Source organism: Halopenitus sp. POP-27, from assembly GCF_029889855.1.
GTDB classification, from domain to species: Archaea; Halobacteriota; Halobacteria; order Halobacteriales; family Haloferacaceae; genus Halopenitus; species Halopenitus malekzadehii.
Genome location: NZ_JARANU010000012.1, coordinates 63,331 through 83,438, shown reverse-complemented (window position 1 = coordinate 83,438; position 20,108 = coordinate 63,331). Strand labels below are relative to the sequence as shown.

Annotated in this window: 18 protein-coding genes and 1 pseudogene; 4 read left to right on the top strand and 15 right to left on the bottom strand. The window is 68.8% G+C overall.

Annotated elements, in window-relative coordinates:
* Positions 1-110 precede the first annotated feature (110 nt).
* The 12 genes and pseudogenes from OQF70_RS09005 to OQF70_RS08950 form a co-directional block, all read right to left on the bottom strand.
* Positions 111-3,065, bottom strand: coding sequence for a bacterio-opsin activator domain-containing protein (locus OQF70_RS09005; protein WP_280537119.1), 2,955 nt, complete (start codon positions 3,063-3,065; stop codon positions 111-113).
* A 199-nt stretch (positions 3,066-3,264) separates the two neighbouring features.
* Positions 3,265-4,707, bottom strand: a complete 1,443-nt coding sequence (locus tag OQF70_RS09000; protein ID WP_280537117.1) for an amidase — start codon at positions 4,705-4,707, stop codon at positions 3,265-3,267.
* A 71-nt stretch (positions 4,708-4,778) separates the two neighbouring features.
* On the bottom strand, positions 4,779-5,150 hold the full coding sequence (locus OQF70_RS08995) for a DUF3209 family protein (protein ID WP_280537116.1): 372 nt from the start codon (positions 5,148-5,150) through the stop codon (positions 4,779-4,781).
* A 117-nt stretch (positions 5,151-5,267) separates the two neighbouring features.
* Positions 5,268-6,509, bottom strand: a complete 1,242-nt coding sequence (locus tag OQF70_RS08990; RefSeq protein WP_280537114.1) for a CbiX/SirB N-terminal domain-containing protein — start codon at positions 6,507-6,509, stop codon at positions 5,268-5,270.
* The gene (locus OQF70_RS08985; RefSeq protein WP_280537113.1) at positions 6,509-7,231 is read right to left on the bottom strand and encodes a cobalamin biosynthesis protein; all 723 of its coding nucleotides are present in this window, start codon (positions 7,229-7,231) and stop codon (positions 6,509-6,511) included. Before OQF70_RS08985 ends, OQF70_RS08990 begins: the two co-directional genes overlap by 1 nt.
* Positions 7,224-7,562 (bottom strand): ferredoxin, encoded by a 339-nt coding sequence (locus OQF70_RS08980; protein ID WP_280537112.1) that lies wholly within the window; start codon positions 7,560-7,562, stop codon positions 7,224-7,226. The genes OQF70_RS08985 and OQF70_RS08980 overlap by 8 nt, the downstream gene beginning before the upstream one ends.
* Positions 7,552-8,655 (bottom strand): precorrin-3B C(17)-methyltransferase, encoded by a 1,104-nt coding sequence (gene cobJ / locus OQF70_RS08975; protein ID WP_280537111.1) that lies wholly within the window; start codon positions 8,653-8,655, stop codon positions 7,552-7,554. Before cobJ ends, OQF70_RS08980 begins: the two co-directional genes overlap by 11 nt.
* Before the next feature lie 8 nt (positions 8,656-8,663).
* A complete protein-coding gene (locus tag OQF70_RS08970; protein ID WP_280537110.1) occupies positions 8,664-9,725 on the bottom strand; it encodes an SAM-dependent methyltransferase in 1,062 nt (353 codons plus the stop codon).
* Between the two features lies 1 nt (position 9,726).
* A complete protein-coding gene (gene cbiG / locus OQF70_RS08965) occupies positions 9,727-10,767 on the bottom strand; it encodes a cobalt-precorrin 5A hydrolase (protein WP_280537108.1) in 1,041 nt (346 codons plus the stop codon).
* Between the two features lie 25 nt (positions 10,768-10,792).
* Positions 10,793-11,746 carry a cobalt-precorrin-4/precorrin-4 C(11)-methyltransferase gene (locus tag OQF70_RS08960; protein WP_280537106.1) on the bottom strand — a complete coding sequence of 318 codons (954 nt, stop codon included), beginning with the start codon at positions 11,744-11,746 and terminating at the stop codon, positions 10,793-10,795.
* Positions 11,747-12,012: 266 nt separating this feature from the next.
* A pseudogene (locus OQF70_RS08955) lies at positions 12,013-12,696 on the bottom strand (cobalt-factor II C(20)-methyltransferase); the annotation flags it as partial.
* Positions 12,693-13,403, bottom strand: coding sequence for a precorrin-6Y C5,15-methyltransferase (decarboxylating) subunit CbiT (locus tag OQF70_RS08950; protein ID WP_280537104.1), 711 nt, complete (start codon positions 13,401-13,403; stop codon positions 12,693-12,695). The pseudogene OQF70_RS08955 and the gene OQF70_RS08950, both read right to left, overlap by 4 nt.
* A gap of 148 nt (positions 13,404-13,551) precedes the next feature.
* Between OQF70_RS08950 and OQF70_RS08945 the strand changes: the two genes are divergently transcribed.
* Complete coding sequence (locus tag OQF70_RS08945) at positions 13,552-14,382, top strand: MarR family transcriptional regulator (RefSeq protein WP_280537103.1); 831 nt, start codon at positions 13,552-13,554, stop codon at positions 14,380-14,382.
* Positions 14,383-14,467: 85 nt separating this feature from the next.
* Positions 14,468-15,709, top strand: a complete 1,242-nt coding sequence (locus OQF70_RS08940) for an adenosylhomocysteinase (protein WP_280537101.1) — start codon at positions 14,468-14,470, stop codon at positions 15,707-15,709.
* 34 nt (positions 15,710-15,743) lie between these two features.
* On the opposite strand, the gene OQF70_RS08935 is transcribed toward OQF70_RS08940, so the two are convergent.
* On the bottom strand, positions 15,744-16,151 hold the full coding sequence (locus OQF70_RS08935; RefSeq protein ID WP_280537099.1) for a helix-turn-helix domain-containing protein: 408 nt from the start codon (positions 16,149-16,151) through the stop codon (positions 15,744-15,746).
* Positions 16,152-16,354: 203 nt separating this feature from the next.
* Here OQF70_RS08935 and OQF70_RS08930 point away from each other — a divergent pair, with 203 nt between their 5' ends.
* Together OQF70_RS08930 and OQF70_RS08925 are read left to right on the top strand one after the other, a co-directional pair.
* Positions 16,355-16,960 carry a hypothetical protein gene (locus tag OQF70_RS08930; protein ID WP_280537098.1) on the top strand — a complete coding sequence of 202 codons (606 nt, stop codon included), beginning with the start codon at positions 16,355-16,357 and terminating at the stop codon, positions 16,958-16,960.
* A 77-nt stretch (positions 16,961-17,037) separates the two neighbouring features.
* Complete coding sequence (locus tag OQF70_RS08925; protein WP_280537096.1) at positions 17,038-17,301, top strand: hypothetical protein; 264 nt, start codon at positions 17,038-17,040, stop codon at positions 17,299-17,301.
* Here OQF70_RS08925 and OQF70_RS08920 read toward each other — a convergent pair.
* The gene (locus OQF70_RS08920; RefSeq protein WP_280537095.1) at positions 17,298-18,080 is read right to left on the bottom strand and encodes an energy-coupling factor transporter transmembrane component T; all 783 of its coding nucleotides are present in this window, start codon (positions 18,078-18,080) and stop codon (positions 17,298-17,300) included. The genes OQF70_RS08925 and OQF70_RS08920 overlap by 4 nt on opposite strands.
* A complete protein-coding gene (locus OQF70_RS08915; RefSeq protein WP_280537094.1) occupies positions 18,077-20,053 on the bottom strand; it encodes an energy-coupling factor transporter ATPase in 1,977 nt (658 codons plus the stop codon). The genes OQF70_RS08920 and OQF70_RS08915 overlap by 4 nt, the downstream gene beginning before the upstream one ends.
* Between the last annotated feature and the right edge of the window lie 55 nt (positions 20,054-20,108).

Here is a 20,108-nt window from a genome sequence, read left to right as displayed (position 1 = left end):
AAGGGTATGAGTGATCATTAAGTAGTGAACATAGCCCTGGGAAGGGTGTTCGTTATGTAACCACCTTCGAGAGCGGACGGCTGCAACCCGGCGTCGTCGTGCCCGAAAACCTACTCGCGAGCAGCGAGCGGGACGGTTCCTTCCTCAAAGAGCGCCGTGAACACCTTCCGTTGAACCGTCCGAACGTGTCGGTAGAACGCCGGCGGGGAGATGTCAAGCGTGTCCGCGACCTCCTCCCCGGTGTGTTCTCGGGGTGACTCGAAGAAGCCGCTGTAGTAGGCCGTCTGCACGACCTCCAGCTGGCGGTCGGTCACGTCCGCAAGCACGCGCGCGGACCGGTCGTGGTCGGGCGATCGATCCAGGGTTCGCTTGGACCGAAGTTCGACGTCCGAAAACGTCTCCCGCACGAGTTCCGTGACCCGCCGGAGGCCGATCCCGTCGGGAACCGCCACCACGAGCGTCGCCGAATCGGGATCGGCGGTCGCCTCTCGAACGACGGCGCCGTGGTCGGCGAGGTCCAACGCGAGGAAGGGACTGGTGAGACGGAGCCGCAACACGCCGCCCGTCCCGGCAGCACCGTCGGCATCACCGGAAGTTCCGGCGCCGTTCGAGCGTCCCCCGTTGATCCGGCGGACGTCGTCGATCGCGACGAGATCGGCGGCCGCGTCCGCCACCGCATCGAGCGGCGCGTCCTGGACGGTGACGAACACGTATCGTCCCTCGTCGGTCTGTCGAACGCCGCCGTGGTAGGCGATCGTACAGTCCGCCCGGCGGGCGAGCCGCGACAGGACGAACGTCGGGTCGTCGACCGCGAACTCGACGCGGGTCAGCGAGGTCGTGAGCAGCGCCTTCTTGCGCTCGTTGGCGCTGAGTCCGGCGGCGATCGTCTCCCCCAGTTCGCCCAGAACCGCCCGCGTCGTGTCGTCGACGGCGTTCCGGGTCGTCGTATACACCGTGAGGATCCCGTGAGAGAGGTCGTTGTACACGAGCGGAATGCTCACCGCGGATCGGTACTCTCGGGAGAGGGCATCCCGGCGCCAGGACTCCTCACGCACCCTCTCGGCGACGTTCTCGACGACCGTCGTCTCCCCGGTCGCCGCGGCTCGGCCGGCCGGATCGCCCCCGTCGGCGTCGATCGTGAACGGTCGTGCGTCCAGGTAGCCGTGTGCCTCACCCGCCCACGCCCGCGGTTCGACCGTGCCGGATCGCTCGTCGATCGTTCCGATCCACGCGAACCGGAACCGGTCGTCGTCGGTGAGATGCTCACAGACGGAGTGGTCGATCTCCTCGCCCGTCTCAGCGCGGACGACGGCCCGGTCGATCGCCCGAATGGTCTCGTTGACCCGGTTCAGTTCGGTCAACTCCTCGTTGCGACGCTGGAGCGTCCGCTCCTGTTTCCGGAGTCGTGATTCACGGGAGACGCGGTCGAGCGCCGCCTCCGCGGTCGCAGCAAGCAGGTCCGCAAGCTCCCGGGTGACGGCGTCGAAGGCGCCGACCGTCGTGGACCCGATGAGGAAGACGCCGTGTGATCCGAGCGGAATGGCCGCCATGCTTCGGAGGTCGCTCGCCCGGTTTCCGAGCCGGTCGTCACCGTGGGCGTCGTCGAGGAACAGCGCGTCGTCCGCGACGAAGCTGTGACCCACGAGCGTCGTGTCGTCGGCGCCGACGGCCGGCAGCGGTCCGTGTCGATCCCGCATCCGCCGTGAACGCGCAGCCGGGCGCAGCTCGGTGGCGTCGTCGTCGAACAGGTAGACCGCGCTCGCGTCCAGATCGAGCACGCCCGGCGTGTCGTCGACGACGTGGCTCGCGATCTCCTCGTGGGTCTCCGCGTAGAGGAAATCACGCGCGGTCTCCTGCAGGGTCGCCAGCGCCTCTTCGCGCTGTTTCCGCTTCGTGACGTCCCGGCAGCTGTACAGCAGCGTTCCGTCCTGGATCGCGACCTCGCGGACGTTGACGAGCAGGGTGTGTTCCCGTCCCGCCTTGTCGGTCGCGGTGCACTCGATGTTCTTGAGGACGCCGTTCTCGGCCAGCTCCTCGCGGTCGAAGAGGTCCGCGCCGAGGAGGTCGTCGATCGTCCCCAGGTCCTCGATCTCCGCGGCGGTGTATCCGAAGATGAAGTGGACGTTCGGGCAGACGTAGGTGTACTCGCCCGCCTCGTTCGTGATGAGGACGGTATCGGTCATGTTGTTGAGCGTGACCCGATGCAGCTCCTCGGACCGACGGAGGTCGCGCTCGAGTGAGACGCGGTCGGTGATGTCGACCCCCTCGACGACGATCGAGGTGACCGTCCCGCCGTCGTCCCGGACGGGCCGGACCGACAGGTCGATGACGTCGGGATCCGCCAGCGACGCCGATCGCGAGACGACCGCGTTGCCGAACGATCCCGACTGCGCCATCTCCACGAGTCGGCGTACGTCGGCCATCGTCCCCTCGGCGGCCGACCACCAGGGGAGCGTCCAGAAGGGATCGCCGACGAGCACGTCGACGTCGTCGTCGATCAGGTCCCGCGCCGTCCGATTGGCGCGCTCGAGGGTGCCGTCGGCGTCGAGCACCCACGTCGCGGTTCGCGTGTCCTCGAGAACGGCGTCGAACCGCCGGGCCCGTTCGCGGCGCGTCTCGGCCCGTTGCACCCTCTCGATGGCGCGCTCGGTGCGGTCCACCAGCTCCTCGACCGACCGCTCGATGGACTCCTTCAGTCGACCGTCCCGTGCGTCCGATCCCGCGTCCGGTCCGGGAAGCGCCAGATAGTCCGTGACGCCGGCGCCGATCAACTCGCTCGCGACCGCCTCGTCGCCATCGGCGGTGGCGGCGATCACGGGCAGCGTCGACGACTCGTTCCGGACTCCCTCGAGGATCTCGACGGCGGTCGCGTCCGTGAGGGTGATCTCGGTCACGAGGCAGTCGATCGGTTCCGATCGAACGGTCTCAAGGGCCGCGGCCACAGTGTCGGGACGCCGCACGTCGGCGCCCGCGGCGGCCAGCGCGTCGGCGTAGTCATCGATCGCCGCGGTGTCGCCGGCGACCACGACGTGAGCCGAATCGAGGGGTGCTGTAGTGGGTGTCATAGGTGGCAACGGTGTGATCGTCCCGCAATCACGGGGATCGGATCGAATAGCGGGGGTTAGTAGTATACACTCTAGACGCTACCGGTTTGATAGTGAACCACACGTGGCGGCGGCGCCGACGAGAGTCGACCGCCGCTCCAACCGATCGCCGCTCCAACCGATCGCCGCTGGAACCGAATCGGACTCCGGACCGACGCCGTCAGGCGGGATACGCGTCGTGCCACGGTCGCTCCCGTTCGACCGCGGCGCTGGCGGCCAGCACGACGTCGTCGGCGTGGCGCCGCCCGACCACCTGCATCCCGACGGGGAGCCCTTCATCAGTGAGTCCGGCCGGGACCGCCCCGACGGGATGGCCCGAAAAGTTGAACGGCTGCGTGAGGAGCCAGCCGCGCAGCCGGTCGACCGGCGTTCCGTCGACCGATTCGGGGTGCTCACCGTGTTCGAACGGGGTGACGCCCAGCGTCGGGGTCACGAGAACGTCGTACTCCGCCAGGAGGTCGACGATCCCGTCGTAGACGTCGCTCCGGACCATCTGTGCCCGCGTGTACTCCCGCGTGGAGACGTCGGCAGCCTCGAGGATCGTCTCGACGGTCACGGGACGGAGTCGGTCGCGGTCCGCCCCGCGCGGGTCGAGCCCGTGATCACGCTCGAGACCGTCGAAGAGCGATTCCCAGAGGATCTTGGCCATCGTGTAGTACGCACCCAGGATCTCACCCTGGTCGTGACCGAGATCGGGATCGGCACGCTCGACCGTCGCGCCGGCGTCCTCGAAGGCGTCGACCGCGTCGTCGACGACCGCCCGGACGGTTGGCTCGACGGGATAAGTGTCCAGGTCGGGACTATAGGCGACCCGGAGGTCGTCCACGGGCCGATCGGTCGCCGCCAGGTAGTCCGTGTCGTCGGCCGGTAGGCTGAAGGGATCGCCCGGGTCCGGTCCCGCCATCACCTCGAGCATCAGCGCCGCGTCCGCGACGGTGCGGGCCATCGGACCGGTGTGGGAGAACGGCGTCTGGTCCGAGAAGGCGTTCGGACGGTCCACGCGCGGAACGCGTCCGAATGAGGGTTTGAGCCCGAACACGTGACAACACGAGGACGGAGTTCGGATCGATCCGCCCGTATCCGAGCCCTGCGCGATCGGCACGAGCCGGTCCCCGAGCGCGGCGCCGGCGCCGCCCGAGGAGCCACCGGAGATCCGGTCCGGATCGAACGGCGTCCCGGTCGGCCCCGCAACGCGGTTGTCCGTGGTACACCCGAGGCCGAACTCCGGCGTGTTCGTCTTGCCGACCACGATGGCGCCGGCTGCTTTGAGCCGACGGACGAACTCGTCGTCGGCGTCGGCGACGTTGTCCGCGAACAGCTTCGACCCGAAGGTCGTTTTGACGCCCGCGACGTCGTCGAGGTCCTTGATCGCGACGGGGACGCCGTGCAGCGGTCCGAGATCGTCGCCCCGCTCGACGGCCCGTTCGGCCTCGCGGGCGGCCTCGCGGGCGGCATCGGCGGTGACGGTCACGAAGGCGTTCGTGCGGTCGTTTCGCTCCTCGATTCGGTCGAGCGTCGCGTCGACGACGTCGACCGGCGACCGGTCACCGGCGCGGATCTCCCGCGCGATCCGGGTCGCCGAGTGTGTGTGGATATCTGTCACGTTCGTACAGACGAGATGTGGAACAAAAGTCTACCTATCCCGTGGTGCGATACCACGGGACTCGCTATCGATCACCCCTCGACCGGGAACGTCTCGTGGAGCACGTCGTGGGCGTCCGCGAGCCCGTCGAGGACGCTCTCGCCCTGGGCGGTCAGTCGGTGCACCGCACGTTCGGCGTCGCGAACGGCGACCAGACGACCGCGGAGGTAGTCGTATTCGGGGTCATCGGCGTCGGTCGCGGCGACCTCGGCCTCCAGGTCAACGAGCGCGGCGTCGAGGTGACGCTCGATCGCGTCGAGCGTCTCGGCGTTCGCGAGCGCCGCGATCGGCCCCTCGAGGTGGCCCTCGAGTTCGGCCTCGGCGTGTTCGCGGGCGGTTCGGTCCCCGGTTCCGAGGACGTTCAACAGCGCGAGTCGGAGCGCTTCGAGTTCGTGACAGCTCATCGTGGATCGTGTGGTGTTGGGTATCGTTCGGGTGTGTCTGGTTCGGTTCGATTCGAGTCGGTTCGGGTCGAGCGGTTCGAGTCGGGTCGACCGATGATCGGCCAGTCACCAGTGGGATCACAGCGTGACGTCGACGAGGTCGGAGACGATCCGGCCGCGGTCGAGGTGGGACGAGACGATGCGTTCGGCGTCGGCCTCGTCGACGTCGCCGTACCAGACGCCGTCGGGGGAGACGGCCACCATCGGCCCGTCGCCACAGCGACCGAGACACGACGACCGCGTGATGCGCGCGTCGCAGGCCTCGGAGTCCCGGGCGGCCTGCCGCAGCCGCTCGAGAACTGCCGCGGAGCCGTCCGCCGCGCAGGTCCGATTCGTGCAGACGGCCACGTGGTGGGCCGGCGCGTCGTGAGTATGGGGCTCGTCGTCGACGTCGTCGCGGTCGGCGTGTGACTCGCGGTGGGTGAGCGCGCGCAACATCGCCCTGGCGCCGCCGACGTCCTCCTCGTAGCCGTCCAGTTCGACCTTGTACGTGCAGGTGTCACAGGACATCTCCACGCTGTCGGTTCGGGCCTCCTGCCAGCGATCACTGAGGACGTCGAGCAGCCGTGGATCGGTTCCGAGCGGATCCCCCGCCGCGGCGTCGACGTAGGGGTACTCCGCGTCGAAGGTCGCGGCCCCCTCGCGGATCCGCTCCGTCAGGACGCCGTCGCCGAGCATGTACGGGAGCACGACCACGGCGTCCGGTCGGTCGGTCGCGATCCGGTGGAGCGTCTCCGCAAGCCGCGGCTCCGTGACGCCGATGAACGACGCCGCGACGCGGTCGAAGACGCGCCCCTCCTGAAGCAGCCGAGCGAGCTTGTGGACGTCGCCGTTGGCGTCCGGGTCGCTCGACCCGCGGGCACAGAGCACGACCGCGACGTCGTCCGTCTCCCGATCAACGTCCAACTCGGCCTCGACGGTCGCCGCCCGGTCCTCGAGCAGGTCGAGGATGGCCGGATGGATCCCCAGATGCGAGCCGTTGTGGATCGTGAGCTCGGGGTGTGCCGACCGAGCCTCTTGGACCGCGAGCGGGACGTCCGCCTTCACGTGGCTGGCGGCAAACAGCGAGAGCTGGACGACGGTGACCCGCGAGACCGACGCCGCGAGCCCGGCGATCGCCTCGTCGATCGACGGTGACGCCAGCTCGATGAAGCCGGCGTCGACCGGGATCCCGAGTCGGTCCTCGAGCCCGGCCGCCAGCTCGCGAACCTGCTCGTTCGACCGCTCACGGCGGGAGCCGTGGCCGACCAACAGCACCGCCTCGTCGTCGAGCGTGGTCGGAACCGCGTCCGCCGTCCCCGGCGATTCCGCTCCCGCCATCACTCGCCCTCCAGCGTGCCCACGTCGGCGCCGGTCGCTCGCTCCACACTCCGCCGGAGCTTCGCGCGTCGGTCGTCCGCATAGAGGCCGGACGCCGCGCTGCCGGCGTAGACCCACTCGGCGAACGTGGCAACGTCGGCGTCGTCCGCGAGCCCGAACCAGTAGCCGCCCGACGACGTCTCGGCGAGGTCGTCAGTCGGGACGTGGGGCGTGGCCGCCGACAGCTGCGAGCGGATCGTGTCGAGCAGCGCGCGGTCCTCGTGGACGAACGAGACGCCGACGGAGCCGGCCGACTCCCGGAAACAGACCGTCCCGCAGGCCTCAAGCAGCCCGCGGATCAGTTGGACGCGGTGGTCCGAGAACGCGTCGAACCGGTAGCCCCCCGGCTGGCCGTCGATCGGGAGGCCGAAGGCCGCGCTCGCGCGCTCGGCCGGCGCGCCGATCACCTGGATCTCGTACTCGTCCTCGAACCGGACGATCGAGGCGTCGTGTGCCGACTCGCGAGCTTCGACCCGATGGTCGGTCCCGGTCCGGCTCGTGCCCGCGATCGCCGCGAGCGCCTCGGCGGCCGTCTCGTCGCCGGCGCGGGTCGTGACGCCGTCCGCCGTCACCTCGCCGTCGCCCGCCACGCGGCCCCAGAAGTACGCCGTTTCCGGAGTCGCATCGAGCAGGTCGGCCGCGGGTTCGATCCCGGTCTCGTGGTTCGGGGCCGCATCACTCATCGGGAGCCACCTCCGACTCGACCGTGATCGCGTCCACCGGACAGGCCGTGGCCGCCTGGCGAGCCTCCGCGATCCGGTCATCGTCGAACCGGGCAACCAGGACGTCCGCGTCACCAGGAACGTCCCCGTCACCAGGAACGTCCCCGTCACCGGGTTCCCCCGCCGATGGCGCGCCAGCGTGGTCGGCCCCTCCATCGTCGATCGTCGCCAGTCCGTCCGCGGCCTCCCGAAACCGCTCGTCGCGAACGAGGCAGGCGAAGACGCCCTCACAGGCGTCCCGGTCGAGGGTCACCCGGTAGGCCCCGTCACCGTGGGCGGAGTCAGTAGTCATACTTGGACTCGTACCCCCGCGGCGTCACCATCCGGTCGTCCCAGACGTACGTCTCCTCGTTGCCGACCAGGATCGTGGTCGTCATGTCTATCAGATCGGTCTCGCCGAGGTCCGCGAGCTCGCCGAGGTCGACGATCTCGACGCGTTCGTCCTCCCGACCCGCCGCGTGGACGATCCCAACCGGCGTCTCGGGGTCGCGGTGTTCAAGCAGAATTTCACAGCAGGTCTCGAAGTTCTCGCGGCGCTTGCGGCTCCAGGGGTTGTAGATCGCGATCGTGAATCCCTCGGGTGCGACCGCGTGGAGCCGGGACTCGATCTCGTCCATCGGCGTGAGGTGGTCCGAGAGGGAGACGCTGACGGTGTCGTTGACCAGCGGCGCGCCCAGACGGGCGCCACAGGACTGGGCGGCGGGCACTCCGGGAACTACCTCGAAGTCGACGGCCTCGGCGGTCGCGCCCTTCGATTCGAGGATCTCCAGCGCCAGCCCCGAGAGCGCGTAGACGTTCGGGTCGCCGCTGCCGATGATCGCGACGTCGTTGCCCGAAAGCGCCCGGTCGATCGCCTCCTCGGTGCGGGAGACCTCCCCGCACATCGGCGTGTCGTAGATCTCCTCGGCCGAGTCGGTGATCTCCCCGGGAAGCAGCTCGACGTAGGTCGTGTACCCCACGATGTGTTCGGCGTCGGCGAGGGCCGCGCGAGCGCGCGCGGTCATTCCGTCCGGTTGGCCCGGCCCGAGCCCCACCGCGACGAGGCGGCCGGGGTCGGCCGCGAAGTCGTCGGCGGTCGATCCGACCTGCTCGTCGGTCGCGGCCTTCTTGGCCGCCGCGGCGTCCGTTTCGGAGCCGCCACAGCTCCGTCCGGAGCTTCCGTCCGCCGCCGAGTCGTCCACGGAACTCCCGGCGCCGCAGGCGGAACTCGACGCCGACGCCGTCGTGTCGGCGACCGCGTCCGATTCGGTCGCGTCGGTCGTTTCGGCGGCAGCGTTCGTCTCGGTGGCGTTTGCCTCGACAGCGTCAGCCGTTTCGGCGGTGGCGTTCGTCTCGGTGGTCGTGGCGTTCGATTCCGTCGTCTCGGTGGTGTCGTTCGTGCTCATTGGTGTGGTTAGAAGTCGTCGACGTCACGCCCGCCGCGCGGGGTGACGAGGTGGGCGCCCTGGTCGTTCTCCCAGACGGTCGTCTCGTGGGTGCCGACGAGGATGGAGGTCCCCATCCCGCCGACCTCCTCGTCGTGGTCGGTCGCCTCGCCGAGGGTGGTGATCGTGTGCGTCTCGTCCTCCAGGTTGCGTCCCGCGTCGCCGCGGCCGGCGTCGTTGACGATGCCGACCGGGACGTCGTCGGACCGCTCCTCGCGGATCACCGCGATCGCGCGCTCGTAATCGCGCCAGCAGTTGTATAAGACGATCACGAAGCCGCTGATCGCGGCCGCGCGCAGCTTCTCCGCGATCTCATCCCACCCGCGCCACTTGTCGGACAGAGAGATCGTACAGAAGTCGTTCGAGAGGGGCGCACCGAGGTTGGCCGCACAGCCGAGCGCCGCGGTCACGCCGGGGATGATCTCGATCGGCACGTCGCGGGCGTCGTCGGCGTCGGCCATCGTGTACAGGAGGTCGCTTTTCCCGTAGACGTTGGGGTCGCCGCCGGAGACGTGTGCGACGTCCTGGCCGGCGCGGACGCGCTCGAAGGCCTCGCGAGCCAACTCGACCTGTCGGCCCATCGAGGACCGGACGAGTGTCTGGCGACTCCCGTTCGGGCGCTCCAGGACGGTCCCGGAGTCCTCGGTCGCAGCGCCGCCGTCGGTGACCGTTGAGTCCGCCGCCTCCGTCCCGGTCCCCGCTCCCGTCTCCGTTTCAGCCTCCGTTCCCGCCTCCGTCTCGGCCCCCGCCCCCGCCTCCGTCTCCTCGACCGCCGCGCTCTCCGGCGGGAGGGTGCCGTCACGGCGCAGGAACTCCTGGTAGAGGTTCGAGGCGATCACGCAGTCGGCGGTGGCGATCACGTCCCGGGCCCGCTGGGTCATCGCGTGCGGCAGGCCGGGGCCGATCCCCACGACGTAGAGGGTTCCGTAGTCGGTCGTCTCGGCGTCGGTCGTCTCCGCTGCGGACGTCTCGGGATCGGTCGTCTCGGCGTCCGGAACAGCCGGCGCGGAGCCGGAGTCGGCACCCGCCATCCTACCGACCCACCGCCACGGTCACGGCGTCGTCGAACCGCTCCTTCTCGCGGGCGAGCTCGTGCTCGCGGCCGCCGGCGATCGCGGATGCCTCCGCGATCCCCGGCCAGCCGATCAGCTCCTTCGAGCGGGACGGGGAGGGGCCCTCGAACTCCAGGAGCGTCTCCTTCTCGAAGAGGACGACGCCGGCGTCGATCGCCTTCGCGGCCTCGTAGAGTCCCTCCTCGTCCTCCTTTCGGGTCCCGGTCGCGACGAAGTCGACGTCGTCGACCGTCAGATCGAGGTCGTCGAGGGCGGTCTCCCAGGCCTCGAGGACCTGCTCCGTCCGGACGCCCGAGACGGTTCCGGTGCCGAGGACGACGCGATCGGCCGACTCGTTCGCGTCGGAGTGGCTCCCGCCGTTCCGCTTGAGGACGGTCACGCCGTCGTCGACGAGGACCGCCGCCGGCCCGTCGAGGCGGGCGACCGGCCCCAGCTCGTCGTTCAGGACGGCCAGGTTGGTCGCCACCGTCGAGTCGCCGTTGACGACGTGGCTGTCGAGCGCCTTCGCCTGGCTCTCGACGCCCTGCTTGCCGGCGGCCTCGCTGGCGGTGGTCATCGCCGGGACCGCACCCAGCCGCGAGAGGTCGTGGGCGACCTGGTTCGCGCCGTGGTGGCCCCCCGTGATCGGGATCGCCCAGGTGAGCGCCTCGTCGACGACGACGATCGCGGGGTCGTCCCACTTGTCGTCGAGCAAGGGGGCGGTCTTGCGCATCGCGATCCCCGAGGCCATGAGCCCCAGGAAGCAGTCGTACTCGCCCCAGTGCTCCGCGAAGACGTCGCCGTGGTACTCGAGGACGTCGATGCGCTCGTAGTCGTCCGTGAGTTCCGCGACGATCTCCTCGGCGGTATCGAGCTTCCGCTCGAAGCTCACGATCGCGATCTCCTCGGCGACCTCGCCGTCCGAATCGGGCGTCGAACAGTGGCCGCCGGAATCGGTCGCTGCGTCGGTGTTTGCGTCGGTCGATGCGTCGTCCGGTGTGGCGTCGGTGTCGGTGCTCATCAGTGGGTCAGTCGAATCAGTCGAACTAGTCGTCCGCCTCGCCCGCGTCGACCTCGGGGGACTCATCGCCGGCAGCGCCGCGGTTTGCCCAGTCGCCGTAGAGGTAGGACCGCTCGTACCCGGTCTTCCGGGCCGCGTCGCCGATGACCACGAGCGCCGAGGCGCGGTAGCCCGCGTCCGTGACCGCCTCGCCGATCGTCGCGATCGTGCCCTCGATCACGTCCTCGTCGGGCCAGGAGGCGTGGTAGACGACCGTCACGGGCGTTTCGGGGTCGTGTCCGTCCTCGAGCAGTCGGTCCATCGTCTCGGGGATCGCGTGCGTCCCGAGGTAGATGCAGGTCGTCACGTCGCCCATCCCGACGAACTCGCCGATGTGGTCGTCCTCGGGATCGAGGGTCGTTCCCTGCGGGCGCGTGAACGCGACGTGGTTGGCCACGCCGTTGAGCGTCAGCTGGGTCCGGAGGGTCGCGCTGGCCGCGAACGCCGACGTGACGCCCGGCACGATGGTGGTCGGGACGCCCTCGTGTTCGAGGGCATCCATCTGTTCGAGCGCCGCGCCGTAGATCGCCGGATCGCCGCTGTGGAGCCGGACCACGTTCCGGCCCGCCTCGTGGGCGTCCCGCATCAACGGGACCAGCTCCTCGAGGTCCTTGCCCACGCTCGAGACCCGTTCGGCGTCGGCGCAGTACGCCTCAAGCAGCTCGCTGTTGACGAGCGACCCCGCGTGGACGACGAGGTCGGCGGCCTCGACGAGCTCGCGACCGGTTACCGTGAGCAGCCCCGGATCGCCCGGACCGGCTCCGATGAAGGGGATGGCGTCGCCGGGATCGGGGACCTCGCCGGCTGTCCGCTCGTGAATGCGGGGGTCACGATCGGTCTCCGACGCGGCGGCCGCCGCGTCGATCGCGTCCTGCGGGTCGGTCCCCGCCTGTGGGCCAGTCTCCGTCTGCGGATCGGTCTCCGTCTGCGGATCGGTCATCGACGGTCCCCTCCAGCCCCTCCGGCCTCTCCGGACCGTCCAGTCCCCCCGTTCTGTCCAGTCCCCCCGTTCTGTCCAGTCCCTCCGGTTCCGCCGGTCTCTCCGGTTCCCCCAGCGACGTCGGCCGAACCGCCATCCCGGCCGAACCCGGACGCTTCCACCGGGCGGTCGCCGCAGGCCTCTCCCTCCGCCAGTTCGGTACGTGCGAGGGCGTCGACGCCACCGTCGGTCGCCATCCCGTCCGCGGAGACGGCGTCAGGCGTCGACTCGAAGGCCGCGGTCGCCGGTTGGTCGAAATCGGCGTCGCGTCGTTCCGCGTACGCGAGCGTGTAGTAATCCCGGTCGGCGAGTTCCGCGGGATCGTCGGTGACGACGGTCTCGCCCTGTTCCATGAAGAGGCGCCGACCGTAGACGACGTCGTAGCCCGCATCGGCCAGTTTACCGTGGGTCGCCTCGACGTCGGTGACCTTGAACAGCACCATCCGGTCGGGGCCGGTCGGGGCTGCGCCGCGGGCGGCCTCCCGAAGCGCCAGGCTCGAGCCCGCGGCCACCTCGACCCCGAGCGCGGTCGTGAAGGCGGTGACGGCGCTCACGCCGGGCACCACCTCGAGGTCGACGTCGGGGTGAAACGCCGCGAGCGTTCGCCGGAGGTGTCCGAACGTCGAGTAGACGTTGGGGTCGCCGAGCGTGACGAACGCGGCCGTCCCGTCGCGTGCTCGCGGCGCGATCTCGGCGGCCGCATCCCGCCAGGCGTCCCGGAGTTCGTCCTCGTCGCGGGTCATCGGGAACTCGAGGTCGCCGATTCGCGAGTCCGGGACGTGTTCGGTCGCGACCGACCGCGAGAGCCGGCCGGGGGAGTAGACCACGTCCGCGGCCTCGAGGACCTCCCACCCACGGACGGTCACGAGGTCGGCCTCGCCCGGACCGAGTCCGACGCCGTAGAGGGTCATCGGGCAGCCTCCGCGCGGTCGGCATCCTCGGCGGGCGCCGGATCGTCGTCCTCCCCGTCGACGCCGCCGACGAGCATGTACACCGGATTGTCCGAGTCGAAGCTCGTCGCGCCGGCCAGCTCGTAGCCGTGGCTGACCTGGAACTGCACGACGTCCTCGAGGAGATCGCGATCGCGGAACGCCTTGGTCGCGGCGCCGGCGACCTCCAGCCGGGAGACGTTCATCACCACGCGATCCACGCCGGTCGCGGCGGCGTGGTCGAGCACCGCCTCGTAGTTGCGGCTGCCGCCGAGGAACAGCGCGTCGGCGTCGTCGGGGAGCCCCGCGGGCGCTTCAGCCTCCCGGAGGGTGACCGTGGCCGGGCCACGACCGCCGTCCGTGGAACTTCCCAGATCCACCGGAGTCACCGGAGACGCCGGATCCACCGAATCCGTCGGATCCGCGGCTGCGAGCCCGGAACGGTCGTCAACGCCGATCCCGTTGGCCGCGAGGTTGCGCTCGGTCACGGTCAGTCGATCGGGTTTCCGTTCGATCGCGGTCACGCGGCCGGCCCGGCGGGCCGCCTCGATCGTGACCGCGCCGGTACAGGATCCGACCTCCACGAAGTGATCGGACCGGTCGAGGTCGAGTTTCGACAACAGGACGGCCCGAACCTCGGGTTTCGTCGGCCCGGCCTTCGCGTCGTGGGGAAGCGAGACGTTCGCCATCGAGGTGAACAACTCGCGTAGGACCTAAAACAATTTTGGTTGAATTAGTGCCAATTGAATTGTCTAAATGCCGCGTTTCCGCCGAGACAGCACAACTCACGGCGGAGTAAGCCAAAGGTATTTGAGTTGCACGGTCACAGATTCGGTAATGGCGGGAAACGCGGACGAGTCCGAGGCGTTCGGCGTCCTCCGGAGCAAGCGCGATGCCACCCGGTATCAGATCCTGGTGGAGATCGCCGAGCGCCAGCCGGCGGTCAACCAGCGGGAGATCGCCGACGCGATCGGCGTCACCGCGCAGGCGGTCAGCGACTACCTCCGTGACCTGATCGAGCAGGGTTACGTCGAGAAGCACGGTCGGGGACGCTATGAGGTCACCAAGGAGGGCGTCGACTGGTTGATCTCGCGAACCGAGGAACTCCGTGGGATCATCACGCACGTCTCCGAGGACGTGATCGGACAGGTCGAGGTGGAGACGGCCCTCGCGACCACCGCCATCGCGGAGGGCGAGACGGTTTCGTTGACGATGCGGGAGGGCGTGCTCCGGGCGATGGCCGGCGACACCGGCGGCGCGACGGCGGTCGCGGTGACCGACGCCGAGGCCGGCAGCGACGTCGGGATCACGAACTTCCAGGGGGTCGTGGAGTACGATCTGGGCACCGTCACCGCCGTCTCGGTCCCGCACGTCCGCGACGGCGGGAGTCGGGCGGTCGATCCCGACCGGCTTCGGCGGGTCGCCGCCGACCACGACCTACTCGCCGTCGCCGGCGTGGAGGCGTTCGTCGCCGCAACCGACGCGAATCTCGATCCCGACGTCAGGTTCGGGAGCACGGCGGCGGTCCGGGAGGCCGCCACCAAGGGCCTCGACGTACTGCTCGTAGCCACGGCCCCGCGTCTGTCGGCACACACGGACGAGCTCCGCGAGAGCAACGTGAGCTACGAGGTCGTCGACGCCGCCGAGGAATGGGCCGACCAGGAGTGATCCCGCGGCGAGGATGACCTCGCCGGGGAGTGACCTGCCGCCGAGAGTGGCCAGCTATTTGCCCGCCGGCGCGAATGGCTCGGGTATGAGCCAGGAGACCGACCCCCTGACGTGGGCGCGCGATTACTGTCCGATCCTCCGATCGTTTCAGGACGAGTACGGCGACGAGGAGCCCCTCGCGGGCCACACCGTGGCCGTCGCGACACACCTCGAGGCGAAGAGCGGGATCCTGATCGAGACGCTGCACGAAGCGGGCGCGGACGTGCTCTTTGCACCCAGCGAGCCCCAGTCGACCCACGGCGACGTCGTCGAGGCGCTCGACGCGATCGACGGCGTCACCGCCTTCGCCTGGGAGGGAATGAGCGACGAGGAGTTCGACGCCCAACAACACGAGCTGCTCGAGAACGAGCCCGACTTCATCCTCGACGACGGCTGTGAGCTCATCTCGAAGGCCCACGCCGACCATCCCGACGTCGCGGCGAACGTGATCGGCGGCGGCGAGCAGACGACCGCGGGCATCACCCGAGTGGAGGCGATGGAGGAGGAGGGCGTTTTGGAGTTCCCGGTCTACACCGTGAACGACACGCCGATGAAGCACTTCTTCGATAACGTCCACGGGACCGGCGAGTCCGCGCTCACGAACATCGCCATCACCTCGAACACGATCATTTCGGGCAAGGACGTCGTCGTCGCCGGCTACGGCTACTGCGGCCGCGGAATCGCGCGCAAGGCGCGCGGGATGGGCGCACAGACGATCGTTACCGAGGTCGACCCGCGAAAGGCCCTCGAGGCGCACATGGACGGCCACCGCGTGATGTCGATGGCCGAGGCCGCCGAGGTCGGCGACCTGTTCATCACGACGACCGGCAACCGCGACGTCATCCGCGAGGAGCACTTCGAGGCGATGGCCGACGGCGTCCAGCTCGCCAACGCCGGTCACTTCGACGTCGAGATCGACGTCGACGCGCTCGAAAGCCTCGCGAGCGATACCTCGACACCCAAGGAGGGCGTCACCCGGTACCACCTGCCCGACGGCCGCGACATCAACCTGCTCGCGGACGGCCGGCTCGTGAACCTCACCGGCCCCTACAGCCAGGGTCATCCCGCCGAGGTGATCGACACGACCCACTCGATGATGTTCGTCGCCGCCTACGACCTGATCGTCGAGAACCGCGACCTCACGCCCGGCGCCTACGCGATCCCGGACCGCCTCGATCGGGAGGTCGCCGAGCGCAAACTCGAGACGCTCGACGTCTCGATCGACGAGATGATCGAGTCCCAGCGCGAGTACGCCACCGACTGGCGCCACGAGGGCAGCAGCTTCTGAGGCGATCGAACGCCGGACGCTCTCGAACTGAAACTCACGAACGGGACGACCGCGAGTACGCCTCGGAGAACTCCCGTTCCCGTCGCATCAGCTCTTCGACCCCATAGTTGAGTATTCCTCGTCCCATCGCGGTTGGCCGATAGTAGGTATAAAACCCCTGGCTATCGGCAGTTCGTCGCTGGCGTTTATCGACGAGACCCACATCGACGAGCTCATCCAGATGGTAATGGAGGTTATGCGCCTCGACGTCGACCGCCTCCTTCAGATCGCTGGTGCTCAGTTCCTCGTTGGCTTGCAGCGTTCGGAGAATTCGAAACCGTGTCGGATGGCCGATCGCTTGCTGCATCGCGAGGTACTCCTCAAGCGTGAGCCCGCTTTCCTCAGGGAGCGGCGGATCGGGTCGTCGAACGTCCGTCGCGGTGTGACGATCGGCTTCAACCATATGGCGTTCCTCGTCCGAGGATCAGGGTGCGACGTACTTAGCTGTTCTCTACTAGATGATTCTCAATAACGCCAGTATTTATATACTAATATACGAAACTGACGTGCGGAATGCGAGACCGGATCATCGAAATGCTTCCACGATCCGTGGGGAACTCGACAGCTCTCCCCGAAGTCCGTCGGGAGCGGTTTCTCGTGTATCTGATGGGACCGTATCGAACGTTCGACGTCTCGGCTCTGGTTGGAGACGATGCCGACGTCGAGTCGGACGTCCCCTCGTTTGCAACCTGGGACGCATCAGCCGGGGAGTATGCCGAGGACGACGTGCTCCGTCTGTTGGAGGAGACGCGTGACTGTCTCCGAAAACGAGGGTTCAATGCGTTCCTCGCGATCGATGTCGGAATCGATCTCGAGGAGATGGACGCAGCAACCCAAAGCATCGCCTTCGCGAAGGCAAGCAACGTGACCGTATTCATCGCGCCACAGGTCGGAGATAACCTCGGTGTCGGAATCGAGATCGGAAGCGTCCTCGAGGACGTATACTCCACTCCTGGGATGATGAAATCAGCACCCGACGCAACGCCGCCGTCACGTGCACGCCGAATGATGGTCGCGTCCGAGCCGACGGTTCGAAGCGCAATGCTCGGTGCGGTGAACGCGCGCTGGGACGCGAGCGTTCGAACGTTCACCGACGCCGAGGATTGCTGTCGACTCTGTGCACAGTTCTGTACGCATATCCAAAACGAAGAGCTCTATGGAACGCTCGATCGGCTTGATACGAAAACACCCGAATCCCACGACACGCAGTGACACGATGGTCTCACCCAGCGGTCGGTGCTTCGGGATCGACGCCCGACGTTTTGAGCCTCGAACCCCTCTTTCCGGGTATGCCCGACCTCGTCCCCCTCATCCTCGTCGCCCTCCTCGCCGTGCAGATCCCGATCGCGGCGATCGTCTACCTGGATGCCCGCCGACTCGGGCTGAAGAACCCCGAGACATACTGGCTGGGGATCCTGATCCCGACCGGCGGCCTGATCGTTATCCCGGTATACCTCTCCCGGCGGCACGAGCTCCCGCAGGAGACGACGACCGGGGAGGAAACCGCGGACGAACCGGCCGAGTCGGACCCCGAATCCGGGGATCGCGTTTAAAGGGTGCCGTAGCCGGCGAGCCGTAGCCCGACGACGCCGACGATCACGACCAGGGAGGCGACCGTGACCGCCCAGTCGACGCCACCCATCGAGCTGGCACCGTAGAAGGTCCGGTCGCGGCGGGTGTCGAAGCCCCGGGCCTCGAGCGCCATCGACTGGGTGTTGACGTTCCGGAAGGCGGTCATAAACACCGGCACGAGCAGGGGAACGAAGCTGCGGAGCCGTTCGATCAGGTTGCCGTCCGAGAGGTCGAGCCCGCGGGCCTCCTGGGCCTGTTTGACCGTCCCGGCGGCGTCGATGAACGTCGGGAACAGCCGGAGCGCGGTCCCGACCGCGAAACAGAACGCGAACGGGATCCCGACCTGGCGCATCCCGCTGACGATCTCCTCGTTCGACGTCGTCGTCACGAACAGCAGCCCGCCGACGATGAAGACGGCGATGCGCTCGGAGCGCCCGAGCGCGAACAGCAGCTCGCGCTCGGAGAGCACGAGCGGACCGACGTCGATCACGGTCGGGCCGCCCGGCCCGGTGAACAGCGGCCAGACGACCAGTCCGACGACGAACAGCGCGGCGACGATCGGCGAGAGCCGCTTGAAGTTGGGCCACCCGCCGACGGCGAGCAGGGAGACGAAGGCGATGACGAGCGGGACCGCGGCAAATCGCGGGTCGTCGAAGATGTACCCCGAGACGAAGATCGCCAGCACGAACGCGAGGGTGCTGCGCGCGTCCAACCGGTGGATCCACGTCCCGCGGTCGACGTACAGCGAGGTCGCGCTCATCGGTCCACCTCCGCGTCCGCATCTGCGTCCGCGTCCGCATCTGCATCCGCCACCAAACCCACATCCGCCTCCGAGTTCGTCTCTGTCTCGGTACCCAACCCGGCCACGAGCTCATCGATCGACAGCGCGGGCAGCGCGTCATCGATCCCGGCCGCGGCCGCCAGTTCGTGGGAGGCCTCGACGACGTGGGGCGGCTGGAGGTCGTTGTCGGCCAACATATCGGCGTCGGCGAACAGCTCGCGCGTGCTCCCGTCGAAGACGACCTGCCCGTTCTTGAGGACGGCGGTGCGCGGCGCGTACCGCGCGACCGTGTCCATCGAGTGGGTGACCATCACGACGGTGACCGACTCCTCGCGATTGAGTGTCGCGACGAGCTGCATGAATCGCTCCTGCTGGGTCGCATCGAGGCCGGTCGTCGGCTCGTCGAAGACGATCACCTCGGGATCAGTCGCGAGGATGCCCGCGAGCGCGACCCGCTGGCGCTGGCCCTTCGAGAACGCGAACGGGTCGGCGTCCTCGAGCCCGTCGAGCTCGACGGTCTCGAGCGCCTCGCGGACGCGTCGATCGAGCTCCTCGCCCTCGAGCCCGAAGTTCTCCGGACCGAAGGCGACCTCCTCGCGCACCGTGTCCGCGAAGATCTGGTGGTCGGGGTTCTGGAAGACGTAGCCGACGTCGCGGCCGATCCCGGACATCGAGTAGTCCGCGACCTCCCGGCCGTCGTACCGGACGCTGCCGGTGTCGGGCTCGTGGAGCCCGTTGAAGTGTTTCGCCAGCGTCGTCTTCCCCGATCCGTTGTGGCCCACGAGCGCGAGCACCTCACCCTCCCGGACCGTCAGCGAGATCCCGTCGACGGCGCGGACCGGCCCCCGGTCGGTGTCGTACTCGTACACCACGTCCTCGAGCTCGAAGACGGGGCCGCCGAGATCCGTCCCCGTGTCGGCCGGGGCTCCCGGACTACCGGATTCGGATTGCTCCGTATCGACCCGCCCCGGCGGCGTCCACCGCAAGCCGTGCTCGTCGGCGGCCGCGGGGACCTCCTCGGGGACCAGCGGGAGGTCCTCGTTCGACACGCCGAGGCGATCGAACGCCTCCACGAGCGGGGGGATCGCCACCCGCGAGGCACGCAGCGATTCGACGTCGGTGAACACCTCGCGGGCCGGCCCCTCCCGGTAGACGGTGCCACCCTGGAGGAGGACCGCGTGGTCGGCGAGCAGCGCCTCCTCGATCTTGTGGGTCACCATCACGATCGTCTCGGGGCCGTCCCAGTCCGCCTCGGCGGCGACGGCCGTCTCGGAGGCACCGGGACTTCGGTCGAGGTTCGCGCCGGCCAGCGAGCCGATCGCCGAGAGCAGCTCGCGGGTGCCGGAGGGGTCGAGATCGCTCGTCGGCTCGTCGAGGACCAGCAGTCGCGGGTGCATCGCCGCCACGCCCGCGAAGACGAGCCGCTGTTTCTGGCCGCCCGACAGTCCGGATGGCTCCCGTCGGCGGTCGAGCGACTCGAGACCGGCAAGCCGGAGCGTGTCGTCGATCCGGTCGCCGATCTCCGCGGGCGGGACCGCGAGGTTCTCGGGACCGAAGGCCACTTCGGCGGCGACGCTGGTGCCGAACAGTTGGGCCTCGTAGTCCTGGAGGAGCATCCCGACGTCGGTGGCCATCTCGCTGACGCGCGTGGCGGTGGCGTCGCGCTCGAGCACGTCGACCTCGCCGTCGAAGGAACCGGTGATGAAGTCCGGGATGATCGCGTTGAGCGTCCGGAGCAGCGTCGACTTGCCGCCGCCGGAGGCGCCCATCACGACGGTGAAGGAGCCGGCGGGGACGTCCAGATCGACGCCCCGGAGGACGGGCCCCTCGCGATCGTCGGGATCGACGTCGGTGGTCTCGAGGGTCTCGGGGTTGGGCAGCGTCTCGTCCCGATCGTAGGAGAAGACGACGTTTCGGAGTCGGGCCGCGATACCGTCTTCCTCGTCCGTCATTGGATATCTGTCCAAAACGAGGCCGCCCGGGTAGCTGTTTCGACTCGTGGTGATC